General features: G+C 72.5%; 10 protein-coding genes. 5 read left to right on the top strand and 5 right to left on the bottom strand.

Annotated features, from left to right (window positions below):
• The first annotated feature begins 104 nt into the window (after positions 1-104).
• Both R3E98_16875 and R3E98_16870 read left to right on the top strand, forming a co-directional pair.
• Positions 105-1379 (top strand): amidohydrolase family protein, encoded by a 1275-nt coding sequence (locus R3E98_16875; protein MEZ4425072.1) that lies wholly within the window; start codon positions 105-107, stop codon positions 1377-1379.
• Positions 1376-1714, top strand: a complete 339-nt coding sequence (locus R3E98_16870) for a hypothetical protein (GenBank protein ID MEZ4425071.1) — start codon at positions 1376-1378, stop codon at positions 1712-1714. The genes R3E98_16875 and R3E98_16870 overlap by 4 nt, the downstream gene beginning before the upstream one ends.
• 50 nt (positions 1715-1764) lie before the next feature.
• Here R3E98_16870 and R3E98_16865 read toward each other — a convergent pair whose 3' ends face one another.
• From R3E98_16865 to R3E98_16855, 3 genes are all read right to left on the bottom strand, one after another.
• Positions 1765-4245 (bottom strand): ABC transporter permease, encoded by a 2481-nt coding sequence (locus R3E98_16865; GenBank protein MEZ4425070.1) that lies wholly within the window; start codon positions 4243-4245, stop codon positions 1765-1767.
• A 173-nt stretch (positions 4246-4418) separates the two neighbouring features.
• Positions 4419-6842, bottom strand: a complete 2424-nt coding sequence (locus tag R3E98_16860; protein MEZ4425069.1) for an adenylate/guanylate cyclase domain-containing protein — start codon at positions 6840-6842, stop codon at positions 4419-4421.
• A gap of 99 nt (positions 6843-6941) precedes the next feature.
• Positions 6942-7769, bottom strand: coding sequence for an arginine deiminase family protein (locus R3E98_16855; GenBank protein MEZ4425068.1), 828 nt, complete (start codon positions 7767-7769; stop codon positions 6942-6944).
• A gap of 208 nt (positions 7770-7977) precedes the next feature.
• Between R3E98_16855 and R3E98_16850 the strand changes: the two genes are divergently transcribed.
• Entirely contained in the window at positions 7978-9906 is a 1929-nt protein-coding gene (locus tag R3E98_16850) for an amidohydrolase family protein (GenBank protein MEZ4425067.1), read from the top strand.
• A 41-nt stretch (positions 9907-9947) separates the two neighbouring features.
• Here R3E98_16850 and R3E98_16845 read toward each other — a convergent pair whose 3' ends face one another.
• Positions 9948-10133 (bottom strand): hypothetical protein, encoded by a 186-nt coding sequence (locus R3E98_16845; GenBank protein ID MEZ4425066.1) that lies wholly within the window; start codon positions 10131-10133, stop codon positions 9948-9950.
• A gap of 8 nt (positions 10134-10141) precedes the next feature.
• Positions 10142-10528: a VOC family protein gene (locus R3E98_16840; protein MEZ4425065.1), complete on the bottom strand. Its 387-nt coding sequence runs from the start codon at positions 10526-10528 to the stop codon at positions 10142-10144.
• A gap of 267 nt (positions 10529-10795) precedes the next feature.
• Between R3E98_16840 and R3E98_16835 the strand changes: the two genes are divergently transcribed.
• Both R3E98_16835 and R3E98_16830 read left to right on the top strand, forming a co-directional pair.
• Complete coding sequence (locus R3E98_16835; GenBank protein ID MEZ4425064.1) at positions 10796-11923, top strand: DUF5924 family protein; 1128 nt, start codon at positions 10796-10798, stop codon at positions 11921-11923.
• A 143-nt stretch (positions 11924-12066) separates the two neighbouring features.
• A complete protein-coding gene (locus R3E98_16830) occupies positions 12067-12783 on the top strand; it encodes an HAD-IB family phosphatase (GenBank protein ID MEZ4425063.1) in 717 nt (238 codons plus the stop codon).
• Positions 12784-12875 lie beyond the last annotated feature (92 nt).

Raw genomic sequence — 12875 nt, 5'->3', positions numbered from 1 at the left:
GGCCGCACCGTCCCGGTCCGGTCGTGAAGCTCGGGCCGGGCCGCGCGCAACGCTCCGGGCGCGACCGCCCGGACCCACCCGCATTCCCACCGACGAGGATCCGGATGTCCCGCCGACTGCACCTTCGCCGAACGCCCCTGCTCGTTTCGCTGGCCGCCGTCGCGGCGATGGTCGTCGCCGCGCCGCTCGAGGCGCAGGATCTCGTGCTCGTGCGCGCGAACGTCGTGGACGTCCGCGACGGGACCGTCCGCAGGGACGCCACCGTGGTCGTCCGGGACGGCCGCATCGTGTCCGTGGGCGGGACGGCCCCGCGGGACGGCTCGGTCCGCACGGTCGACCTGCAGGGCATGTACCTCATGCCCGGTCTGATCGACGCTCACGTGCATATCTCCACGTTCGACCAGGCCCGCCGCGCGCTCGATTCCGGCGTGACCACGGTCCGCAGCATGGGCGCCGACAACTACACGGACGTGGGGCTGGGTGCGCTGGCCGCGGCCGGCACCATCGAATCCCCGGAGGTGGTCGCGGCGGGATACCACGTCCGCCCCTCGCCCGCGGAGGACTTCTTCAAGAACCACCCGGACCTCGGACACTACCGTGCCGGAGGCATCGTGGGGACGGAGGCCGTGCGGGCCATGGCGCGCGCGCTCGTGTCGCGGGACATCGACTTCATCAAGGTCAACGCCACCGAGCGGGCCGGTCTGCCCGACACCGATCCGCGCAAGCAGCTCTACGGTGTGGAGGAGATGCGCGTCCTGGTGGAAGAAGCGCGAGCCGCGGGCATCCAGGGCGTGGCGGCGCACGCGCACGGGGACGAAGGCGGTCGGGCGGCGGTGGACGCGGGCGTGCGCAGCATCGAGCACGGGACCTATCTGAGCCCCGAGACGCTGGCGCGCATGGCGGAGCAAGGCACCTTCCTGGTCCCGACGGTGGCGATCGTGCGCGACCTGACGATCCCGGGAGGGGACTACGAGAGCCCCGTGCTCCAGATGCGCGGACGGCACATGCTGCCCCGTGTGCAGGAGACCGTCGGCCACGCCCATCGCGCCGGCGTGCGCATCGTGGCGGCCACGGATACGGGCTACGGACCCAACAGCGTGGTGCGGCTCTCCCATGAGGTGGAGGAGCTGGTCACGATCGGGCTGTCCGCCCGGGAGGCTCTGCAGGCCGCGACCGTCACTGCGGCGGAGCTGTTGGGCGTGGCGGATCGCACCGGCCACATCGCCGAGGGCATGGAGGCCGACCTCATCGTGACGGAGCGCAATCCCCTGGAGGATGTGCGCGCCCTGCAGGACGTGTTGCTGGTGGTGAACGACGGACGCGTCGCGATGACCAAGGGCGACTGGTTCGCCGCCGCACGCGCGTCGAGCTCGTGGTGAGCGCGGCGCGCGGGTCCTGGAGGCGCGCGGTCCCGGTCATCCTCGCATGGGTCGCGGCCTGCGCCGGAGGCAGCGATGGCTGGACGGAGGTGGCGCCCGGGCCGGGAGACGGAGTGATGCGCATCGAAGGGACGATCCGCCACCTGGACCTGGAGGGTGGCGTGTGGGTGCTGGAGGGGAGCGACGGCACGACCTGGAACCCCACGAACCTGCCCGAAGGATTCCGTACGGAGGGCCTCGCGGTCGAGGCGGAGGCGCGGGTCCAGGAGGACGCGATGTCCATCGCCATGGTGGGTCCGCTGATCGAGATCGTGCGCATCCGCCGCACGCCCTGACCGAGGAGCGCGCCCGGTGGGCCGGGCGCGCTCCCGAGGGTGATCCGGATCTACTCCTGCCGGAGGGCCCGGATCGGATCGATGTGCGCGGCGCGGCGAGCGGGAAGCCAGTTGGCCGACAGCGCCACCAGCGCCAGGACCGCCATGGCCAGCGCGAAGCTCACGAGATCGAACGAGCCCACGTAGAGGACGCTGGACAGCGCGCGCGCGCCCAGCACGGCCAGCACGACACCGATCCCACCGCCCAGCGCCACGCGGGTCATCCCCTGCCGCAGCACCATCCCCACCACGGAGCCCGGCTCGGCGCCGAGCGCCTTGCGGATCCCGATCTCCCGGATGCGGCGGGAGACCGCGTAGCCGATGACGCCGTACAGCCCCACCGCGGCCAGCACCAGCGCCAACAGACCGAACGCGCCGATCAACCAGGCGCCGGCGCGGATGGGGAAGAGGCGCACGTCGGCGGCAGCCCGGAGGTCGCCCGTGTCCAGGAAGACCATCTCGGGGTCGAGCGCGCGCAGCTCCCGCTCCAACGCCGGCAGGACGGAACGCGCCGACGTCGACGTGCGCACGAGGTAGATCCCGAAGCCACTCTGCATCGACAGCGGGATGTGGATATAGGGCTTGGGGGCCTCTCCGGGCGTGTCGACCTTGTAGTTCTCCACGATGCCCACGATCTGCCAGGGCTGGCCCTCCCAGGACGTGCGGAATTCGCGGCCGAGCGCGTCCTGGTCCGGCCAGAACCGCTGCGCCATCTCCTCCGTGATCACGGCGACCCGACGGCTCTCCTCGCGGTCGGCGCGCTCGAGGGCCCGTCCGCGCACGATCCGTAGATCGAGCGCCGCGAAGTACCCCTCGTCCACGGAGGCGCCGTCCAGCCCATAGGGTCGGTCGGCCCCCGAGCTCTGGTGCCCGTCGATGAAGACGCCGAATCCGTTGTTGTTGAGCGAGAGCGGCAACCGGCTGGTGAGGCCGACGGCCTCGACCTCGGGCAGCGCAGCCAGGCGCAGGCGTCCGTTCTCCAGGAAGGCGCCGCCCCGTTCGCCGTCGTAGCCGTTCATCTCCATCGCCAGCGAGAGCTGGGCGATGCGGTCCACGTCGTAGCCCAGGTCCACGCGTTGCGCGACGGAGAGACTGCGCACCAGGAGCGCGCCGCCCACCAGGAGCACCAGCGACAGCGCCACCTGACCCACCACCAGCGCGTCCCGCAGCTCGATGCGGCGGGCGCGCCCCGTGGCTCCGTCCCCGGAGTCCTTGAGCGCCGGCACGAGCTCGGGCTTCGAGGCCCGGAGCGCCGGTACCAGACCGAACAGGATCCCGGTGAGGACGGCGGCCAGCAGCGTGAACACCAGCACGCGCCAATCGGGGGCGATGCGCAGCCCGATGTCGATCGGGAGCGGCGGTTGGATGCGGGCGATCAAGCCCGCCAGCCAGGCGGAGACGGCGAACGCGACCGCGCCTCCGGCCAGCGCCACCACGAGGCTCTCGGTGAGGAGCTGGCGGATCAACCGGCCCCGGCTCGCGCCCAGCGCCAGGCGCACGGCGAGCTCGCGTCGTCGACTGGCGGAGCGCGCCAGCATCATGTTGGCCAGGTTGGCGCATGCGACGAGCAACACCAGCCCGACCGCGCCCAACAAGACCATTCCGGCCGGGGCCACCGTGCTGTCGAAGTCCGGGTTGATGCGCACGTCGTTCGTGGCCAGCACCGTGGTGCGTTCGAGCTCGTTGGTCTGCGGGTACTGTGCGGCCAGGCGGGCGGTCATGCCGGAGAACTCCGCCTGGACCTGCTCCACGGTCACACCCGGCTGCATCCGCCCCCGCAACCAGAGCCAACGACCTCCGCGGAGGTCGAGACGGGTCTGCCCGGGACCCGCGCCCAGCGACCCGCGCTGCGCTCCCAGCGGCTCGACCTCCGCGACCATCGCGGTGGGGATCCACATCTGCGCGCTCAAGGCCGGGAACATCCCTGCGAACGTCGCGGGCGCCACGCCTACCACCGTGTAGACGATGCCGTTCATACGGAACGTGCGTCCCACCACGTCGGGATCGGCGCCGAACCGGGTCTGCCAGAGGGCGTGACTGAGCACGGCCACGGGCGTGGCGCCCGGTGCCGCGTATTCCTCCGGCAGGAAGGCGCGCCCGAGGGCGGGCTGCACGCCCAGCACCTGGAAGTAGTTGTCCGTGACCATCTCGCCCACGACCAGCTCGGCGTTGCCGCCCTGCGTGAAGTTGGCGAAGAAGTTCACGTAGCCCATGAGCCCCGAGAGCGTCTCGGTCTGGGCGCGGTAGTCGAGGTAGTCGGGGTATGAATGCGTCTCGTGGCCGGGAGACGTGGAGCGGTAGCCGTAGATGTCGACGAGCTCCTGCGGCGCCTCGACCGGCAGGGGTCGGAGCAGGACTGCGTTGACGATCCCGAAGATGGAGCTGTTGACGCCGATGCCCAGCGCGAGCGTGATCACCGCGACCGCGGTGAAGCCCGGCGATTTGCGGAGCCCGCGCAGGGCGTACTGGAGGTCCTGGAGCAGCCGTTCCATGGGTGCCTCGACGTGCGGGTGGCGGTGGCGGCGCGGGGGGTACGCGCGGCCGTGGCTGCCCTTACGACGAGGTGCGTCGCGGCGTTTCGTCCGGGGGCGCGGGGCCCGCGATCAGCGCCCTTCCCGTGCCGGCACCCGCACGGCTGGGTACCGGAGGCCAGCGCGCGCCTGCGTCAGCGTCGCGACAGCCGCGCGAGCTCCTGGGTGAAGCCTTGGACCAACACCATCTCCACGCGGGCCCCCGACCCCACGTAGCGGGCCATGAGGAAGCGGTCGTCGCCGGGCGCCACCTGGTAGGACGTGGAGTTGTTGGCGAAGTAGAAGCTGTCCTCGATGGTGAAGAGCGGCCGCCGTTCGAGAACCGTGAAGGGAGGACCGGCATCGACCGAGGCCTCCACCAGGAGGCGCGTGCCCACGTTGGTGCCCCCTTCGTCGGAGACGTAGAAGATCGCGTCTCCGCTGTGCGCCCACACGGCGCCCCGTCCGCCGCCGTCGGAGATCTGGAACTTGCCGGAGCCCACCTCCGGGAACGGCCGCACGAACACCTCGCGCCGGCCGGTCTCGTCGGAGTGGTAGGCGAGCCAGCGGCCATCGGGGGACAGCGCCGGCGCCGCCTCGTCGAACGGTGAGGCGATCAGCGGTGCAGGCACGGTGTCCACGCCGGGTCGGAAGACGAAGAGGTCGCGGTTCCCTACGATGCCGGCGGCGCCCGCCGTGCGCAGCACCACGGCCGTGCCGTCGCGGCTCCACGCCGCCTCGGCGATGCTCTGCTCCATGTCCACGACGACGGACGCGGTATCACGGCCGTCGGCGGCGCGACGCCACAGATCCAGGTTGCCGTTGCGATCCGACAGGAATGAGACGTGGGTTCCGTCCGGCGACCAGCGCGGCATGCGCTCCTCTCCCTCGGAGTACGTGAAGCGGGAGAGGGGTCCGTCCGGCACGCTCTTGATCCAGATGTCGGGCCCGAGGTCGGTGACCGCCTTGAGGGCGATGCGCGTGCCGTCGGGCGAAAGGCTCCAGCCGCGGTTGTCCTGCCCGGGATCGAAGATCCACTCGGGATCGACCGGCTCGGCCGCGCCCGACAGAGAGACCCACATGAAGCGCATGGCGATCGGATCCACGACGCCCGTGCGGTAGAGCAGGTCGCCCTGTCGCGACAACACGAACTTGGAGGCCGGCCCGCCGCGCAGGTCGTCGTCGTCCAGCAGCACGACCGAGGGGCCGGTGATCCGCAGACGCCGCAGGTCGAACGGGGCGGCGCGCAGCGCGCCGTCCGCCGTGGAGAAGAGCAGGAAGCCCGGATCCACGTAGCGACCACGCGTCCCGGTGACGAGCGTGCGGACCGTATCCTCCCCGGGGATCCACGCGGCGACGGTCCCCCGCTCCGGCGTGCCCGGGCTCTCGATCGTGAAGAGCAGCCCTCGTCCGCCCGGAAGCGCCTGCGGGAAGCGCTGCACCCCGTCGGTGGGAGGTGTCCACGCTTCGGGCTCGCCGCCATGCGCGGCGATGCGATGCAGCACCCCGCCGCTCGGAAAGTAGAGGAAGCCGTCGTCGCTCCAGTCGGGCCCACCGGAGAGGCCCCGGGGCACCAGTGTTCCACTCGCCCCACCGCCCAGCGAGACCGTGCGCAGGCTCTCGCCCGCGCGGAAGGCCAGTGTGCGGCCGTCCGGTGCGAAGACCGGATCCCGGGCGTTCGCCGTGCCGGGCACGGGCGAGGGTCGCAGCTCGGCCAGGGTGCGCGTCCAGAGCTGCGTACCGCCTCCCGCTTCACCCACGTAGACGAGGCGGTCGCCACCGGGGCCCAGGGCGATGTCGACGCCGCTCACGTTGGGCAGCAGGCTCCGACCCTCCGGAGGCGTCACGTCGAAGCGCGCCAGCGGCCGGCTGGGTTCGCGGAAGTGGGTCCAGGTGAACGCCAGGGCGAACAGCAGCGCCACCGCGGCCGTCAGCAGGAGCATCCGGTCCGAGGCCAGGCGCCGGACCGTGCCGCTCCGCACCGGCCCTCCCGTGAAGGCTCCCGGGGAGGGGGCGGGTTCCAGGAGGTCTCCCCCCTTGGCGCCGCGCAGCTGGTCCGGAGACGGGACGATCAGCCCGTCGGCGGCGACGGCATAGACCTCGACGGGTCGCTGCACGTTGCGGAGCGCGAACAGCCCCAACAACAGCGTGGACATGGCCGGCTGGTTCTTGACGTCGTCGTGCACCTTGCCGGAGATGAGCACGCTGCCGGGTACACCCAGGGCCTCGATGCGTGCGGCGATGTTCACGCTGTCGCCGTACGCGCCCTGCGAGTCGAAGCTGACCTCACCCTGATGGATGCCGACGCGCAGCGGCAGCCCCGGCTCGCGCTGCGCGTCCTGCTGGATGCGGACGGCGGCCCGTAGCGCGTTGACGGCACTGGGGAAGATGCTGAGGCTGCCGTCGCCGAAGTACTGCAGCAGCTCGCCTCCGTGCTCGGCCACGGTGGCGCCGAGCACGGCGCGATGACGGGCGCGCTGGTCCCGGGCCGCGTCCTCGTCGTCCTGCATCAGGGCCGTGTAGCCCACCACGTCGGTGAACATCACGGCCATCAGGTGACGGCTCTTGGCGTCGGTCATCGGCGGGCCCGGGGGCGGAGGAGGCACGGCGGTGACTTCACACGTCCACCTTCGCGGGGGGACGAGGGCCCGGCAAGGCGGGCCGCGAGGACAGACGCGTCACGGGAGAGGGGCGTGGGGGCGCTGGCCCCCTGTCCGGGACCCACGGAAGCGAAGGGACATGCAGCTGAGGCCGGCGTCCAGCTTCTCCGCCTCTCCGATGTCCAGGATCTCGATGCGATGTCCCGCGCGGGCCAGGTGCTCGGCGGTGCGCGGCCGCCCGGCGGGCACGAGCAGGGTCTCGTTGACGCGGATGCAGTTCGCTGCGCCCGGCTCGTCGTCGGGCGCCACCTGGACGTCGTAGCCTTCGAACACGCCGGTCGCCGTCAGCGCGGCTGTGGCCAGGATGCGGTCGCCGCCGAGGGCGGCGCAGTCCGACTTGAAGTGCAGCACGCCGGCGGGGGTCTCCACCACGCGCACGACCCGGCCCCACGCCGTCAGGACGGAGGCCAGCGCCTCGGCGCCCGCGCGGCTGGTGCGATTGGACAGCCCGACCAGCACCTCGCGGTCGGTGACGAGCACGTCGCCCCCCTCGACGCTGCCTACCTCGAGGCGGACGAAGCGCTCGAAGCGCGCGCGGAGCGCCGGATCGAGCGTAGCGGGCTCCCCCGCCCGCGCCTCCGCGCCCGGGCGGAGCAGGATGGCCCCCTCCGGGAGGCACAGCGCAGGGTCTTCCACGAACACGCTGTCCGGCCAGGCCTCGTCGGGAGGCAGCACCGTGACGTGCACACCGGCGCGACGCAGCGCGTCCACGTAGGCGGCGTGCTGGGCGCGAAACCGCGCCAGGTCGGGCGGGCCGCGGTCCACGGCGCGGAGCCCGCGCACGCAGCTCGCCGCCGGTTCACGCACGAGCGCCGCGTCGAAGACGTGGCACGGCAACTGAGGCAAAGGGCGGCTCCTCGTGCGCGTGCGCGCTGAGCGGGTGGGCGCGGGCGGTGTCGTGAGGGACCCGCCCGGCGCCCGGGACGGTGCCGTTCCGCGCGGGTCGGGGCAAGGGGCGCCTGCTTTCGTCCGGCGGGCCCACCCACTAGGGTGCGTCCATGCGCCGCTGCGGTGCGTCCGACTGCGCGGCGGCCACCCCGAGCCCCGAGGTCCCATGCGCCCGACCCGTCTCGCGACCGTCCTCGTGGGAGTGGCCGCCCTGACCGCGTGCGCCGAGGCCCCGCCCAGCGAGGCGTCGTACGATCTCGTGATCCGCGGCGGCACCGTGCTGGACGGGAGTGGTCTGCCGCGCTTCTCCGCGGACGTCGGCATCGTGGGCGATCGCATCGTGGCGCTCGGTGCGCTCTCCGGGGCCCGCGGCGTGGAGGAGATCGATGCCACCGGTCGTTTCGTGGCGCCCGGCTTCATCAACCTGCACAGTCACGCCGAGCGCGAGGCGCTGCCCACCGCGGTGAACATGCTCACGCAGGGCGTGACCATGGAGGTGCTGAACCCGGACGGAGGTGGGCCGACGGAGGTGGCCGCCCAGCTCGACTCCCTGGAGCGCGCCGGACTGGCCGTGCATGTCGGAGCCGAGGTGCCGTTCAACAGCATCTGGGCGCGCGTGGTCGGCACGGAGGACCGGCGTCCCACCCCGACGGACGTCGAGGCGATGCGCGCGGCGGTCCTGCGCGGCCTGGAGGAAGGCGCCTGGGGCGTGTCGGCCGGGCTGGACTACAAGCCGGCCTACTTCGCGCGCACCGAGGAGGTGGTGCGGATCCTGGAGCCGGCGGGTCCGGCGCGCGTCCACTTCACGAACCACGATCGCCTGACGCCCGAGTCCAACTTCAGCTCACGTGTAGGCATCGGCGAGACGCTCACGATCGGGGAGCGGACAGGGCTGAACCCGGTCGTCACGCACATGAAGGTGCAGGGACTCGAGCAGGGCGGTGCCGGTGAGATCCTGCACGCCATGACACGTACCACCGCGGACGGCACCTATGCCGCGGCGGACGCCTACCCCTACCTGGCGGGTCAGACCTCGCTGGCCGCGCTCATCATCCCGGGATGGGCCCAGGCCGGAGGCGTGGAGGCCATGCTGGCGCGCTTCGCGGATCCCGCCCAGCGGGCCCGCATCGTGCGCGAGGCCGACGAGGCCATGGCCGCCCGCTTCGGCGGTCCGGCCGGCGTATATCTGCCGGCGAGCAACCAGGAGCTCGTCGACATCATGCGCGATCTGGGGGTGGAGTCCGGTGGTGAGGCCGTCGTGCGGGTGCTCGAACGCGAGACCCGGGTCGGTGCCATCCTGCGCTTCGGGCTGGAGAGCGACCTGGTGGAGATCCTGCGCCATCCCACCACCGCCGTGGCCTGCGACTGTGGCGCCGCGACCGGGCGGGTGGGCCACCCGCGCTACTGGGGCAGCTTCCCGCGCGTGCTCGGTCACTACGTGCGCGAGACCGGCGCGCTGACGTGGGAGGACGCCGTGCGCAAGATGACCGGCCTGCCGGCCACCCTCCTGGGTGCGGTGGACCGCGGCTTCCTGGCCGAGGGCATGGCGGCCGACGTCGTCGTCTTCGACAGCGCCGCGGTGATCGACCGGGCCACGTGGACCGACCCCGCGCTGCGCTCGGAGGGCATCGTGCACGTGGTGGTGGGGGGAGCGGTCGCGCTGCGCGACGGCGACCCCACCGGCGCCCGCGGAGGTCGCGCGCTCCGTCGCGGACCGGGCATGCCCAGCCGGCCCATGAGCAGCGACCGCGACCGCGCGGTCCGCGCCACCGGAGCGGGTCCGCTGGAGGCGGCGGTGGACGTGCGCCAGGGCTCCACGGAGCGGCAGGCGGAGGGGACCTTCCGTCTCGCGCACCCGACGGACGGTGTCGCGGTCGTGGCCCAGCGCCTCGGCCGACTGCAGACGGCTCCGGGCTGGGCGTCCTTCACCGGCGTGGCGACGGTCGGCGACGATCCCCGACCGCACGCGTTCGTGGCCGTGGTCCAGGCGGCCGACGGCGAGCAGCCGCCGCTCCTGCGCGTGCACGTGGAGGGGCTGCCGGCGGTCGAGGGTGCGCTCGATCCCGCTCCGGTGATCGAAGGCACGGGTCGCTGAACGAGGGGCGCGCCTGCGCCCCTCCTCCCGCGTGCACCCGCTCAGTCCAGCGCGGGACGCGAGAACGCGATGGCCACACGCTGCCGGCTGAACTGGAAGCCGGTGACCTGCCAGCCCTCGGAGCCCATGCGCTTGAGCAGCGCGTTGATCTGGTTCCAGTTCACGTCCGTGCCGGGCGTCAGCTCGAACGTGCGGATGTGGTTCTCCACACGGGGATGCCGGGCCACGGGCGCTCCTATCCGACCCGGGTGGCGATCCACCACGTGGTGCCGCCGGCGTCCTTGACGCCGCCGCGGCGATCCTCGTCCCCCTTCTGCACGGGCTCCTGCACGGCTTCCGCTCCCGCCGCGACGGCGCGGCGGTACACGTCGTCCACGTCGTCCACGTAGACGTGCACGTGCGCGGGCACCATGGGCCAGCTCGGGGCCGCGTCCGCCAGCATCACGACGGTGTCGTCGATGCGGACCTCCGCGTGCATCAGCGTCCCTTCCGGCGTGGGATAGGCCCGGAGCTCGCGCGCGTCGAAGACCGTGCGCAGGAAGTCGAGCGTGCGGCGCGCGTCCCGCACGATCAGATAGGGGGCGACGCTGGTGTAGCCTTCGGGCTTGTAGTCGAGATCCATGGACGGCTCCGGGAACGTGACCGAACAAAAACCGAAAATGAGGCGACCCACGCTGGGCCGCAAGGGCGGGGAGCCGCGGTCCGCACCCGCGCGAAGGGGACCCGTCGAGCCGCGGTCCGCACCCGCGCGAAGGGGACCCATCGAGCCGCGGTCCGCACCCGCGCGAAGGTGACCCGTCGAGCCGCGGTCCGCACCACCGCCGGGGGCGACCCATGAGCCCGGGACCGAGCGCTCCGACGACTTCTCCGACCTGCTAGCTTCGTCGCCATGAGCGACGCCATGACCGGGCCGGCCCCGGAACGTCCGCCGCCGTCGTCGGCCGCGCCGCCCCCCGGAGCCACCGCGCCCGCGGCGCCACGTCCGCCGGCCGCGCCCCGTACGTTCCGCGAGCGCTCCGGCGCCTTCTGGCAGCGGCATCGCACCCTCTTCTGGGCGCTTCATTCCGTGTGGGCCCTGGCCACGGGCATCGCGGTCGTGCTGCTGGCGCGCGAGCGCTACGCGTTCGTGCCCTGGGTGGTGGTGTTCCTCGGGGTCACCTGGGCATCGACGCTCTTCTTCGGCCGTCAGGCGGGCGAGCGGGCCGAGGAGCTGCAGCCCTACACGCCCGGTCTCAAGCAGGAGCTGACCTCCTACCTGACGCGCACGCTCTACCAGGAGACGCTGTTCTTCCTCCTGCCGTTCTACGCCTATTCGACCGTCCTGCGCTCGCCCAACGTGCTGTTCCTCGTGCTGCTGGGCGGTCTGGCCCTCTTCTCCTGCCTGGACCTGGTCTTCGACCGCTGGCTGCGCACGCGGGTGGTGTTCGGCATGCTGTTCTTCGCCTCCGTCTCGTTCGCGGCGCTGAATCTGCTGCTGCCCTTCTTCTTCAGCCTGCCGCCCCGGCTGGGCACCCCGCTGTCGGCCGTCCTCGCGGTCGGGAGCGCGGTGCCACTCGCGCTCCAGGCGGGTGTGCGCTCACGCGGGACGGGCCTGCGCATCGCGCTCTCGGCCGCGGCGATCCTCGGGATCGCCGTCGGCCTGCCTTCCGTGGTGCCGCCCGTCCCGCTCCGGATGGAGAGCGTCACCTTCGCGAGCGACATCGATCCGGAGACGCTCCAGCTCGCGGACACGCTCGCGTCCGCCGCTTCGACCGCCGAGATCGGAGAGCGACTGGTCGTGCTGGTGCACGTGTTCGCCCCCGCCGTCGTGCCCAGCCGGGTCTCCCTCGACTGGACACGCGACGGCCAGGCGCTCAAGAGCTCCCGCACGGTGGACATCCTGGCGCACGAGGGCAGCTTCCGGGTCTGGGACGGGTACCGGGCCCCGTCCGGCCGGGTCGAGCCCGGTCGCTACGAGGTGGTGCTGCACACCCAGAACGGGCGCGTCTTCGGCCGGGCCTCCCTGTCCGTCCGGTAGCGGGCCCGCAGCGCGGCCCCGCATCCGGCCCTCCCGTTCTTGCCCGGCCGGGACCCGTCCCCTACCGTGCTCCTCCCCCGACCCCGGGGGCTGCCCCCGCCGCTGTCACGCCCGGGCGCCCGGTTCATCCTGGAAGGACTCGCATGGCAAACTCCGATCGGCCCCTGAAGAAGGGACCGCCCTTCGATGTCATCGTCTTCGACTGCGACAGCACGCTGTCCGCGATCGAGGGGATCGACCAGCTCGCCCGCCGGGCCGGCCTGAGCAACGAGCTGGCGCAGCTGACGACCCAGGCCATGGAGGGAAAGATCAAGCTGCAGGAGATCTACGGCCTGCGGCTGGAGCGCATCCGTCCCAGTCGTACCGCGCTGCGCCTGCTGGGGGACCTGTACCGCCGTCGGCTGGTGCCCGGCGCCGCTTCGGCGATCAATACGCTGCGCGGGCTGGGCAAGCGGGTGTGCGTGGTCAGCGGCGGCATCCGTCAGTCGGTCGTGGGCTTCGCCACCCAGCTGGGTGTGCCGGAGGAGGACGTCTATGCCGTGGAGCTGCACCACGACGAGCACGGGCAGTACACCGGCTTCGACGTGGACTCGCCGCTCACGCGCAACGGCGGCAAGGCGGAGGTCTGTGCGGAGATCGCGCGCGCGCACGGCTCGGTCGTCGTCGTGGGGGACGGCGTGACCGACCTCGAGGTCAAGAAGGCGGGGTTCGACTTCATCGGCTTCGGCGGCGTGGTGGAGCGCTCCGCCGTGCGGCAGGGCGCGACCTTCTGGTTGCCGGGGCCCTCGCTGATCGGCGTGCTGAAGGTCGTGCTCACGCCGGAGGAGCAGGAGCGCGCGGCCACGCTGCAGAGCACCTGACCCGGAAACGGCAGCTCGGGCGGGGCGCTCTGCACACGAGCGCTCCGCGGACGAACGAGGGGCGCCGGAGCCTACCGCTCCGACGCCCCTTT

The sequence above is a fragment of the Gemmatimonadota bacterium genome (assembly GCA_041390125.1).
Lineage (GTDB): Bacteria > Gemmatimonadota > Gemmatimonadetes > Longimicrobiales > Gaopeijiaceae > JAGQIF01.
Note: the sequence above shows the minus strand (reverse complement) of the source record. Positions and strands in the feature narration are given on the sequence as shown.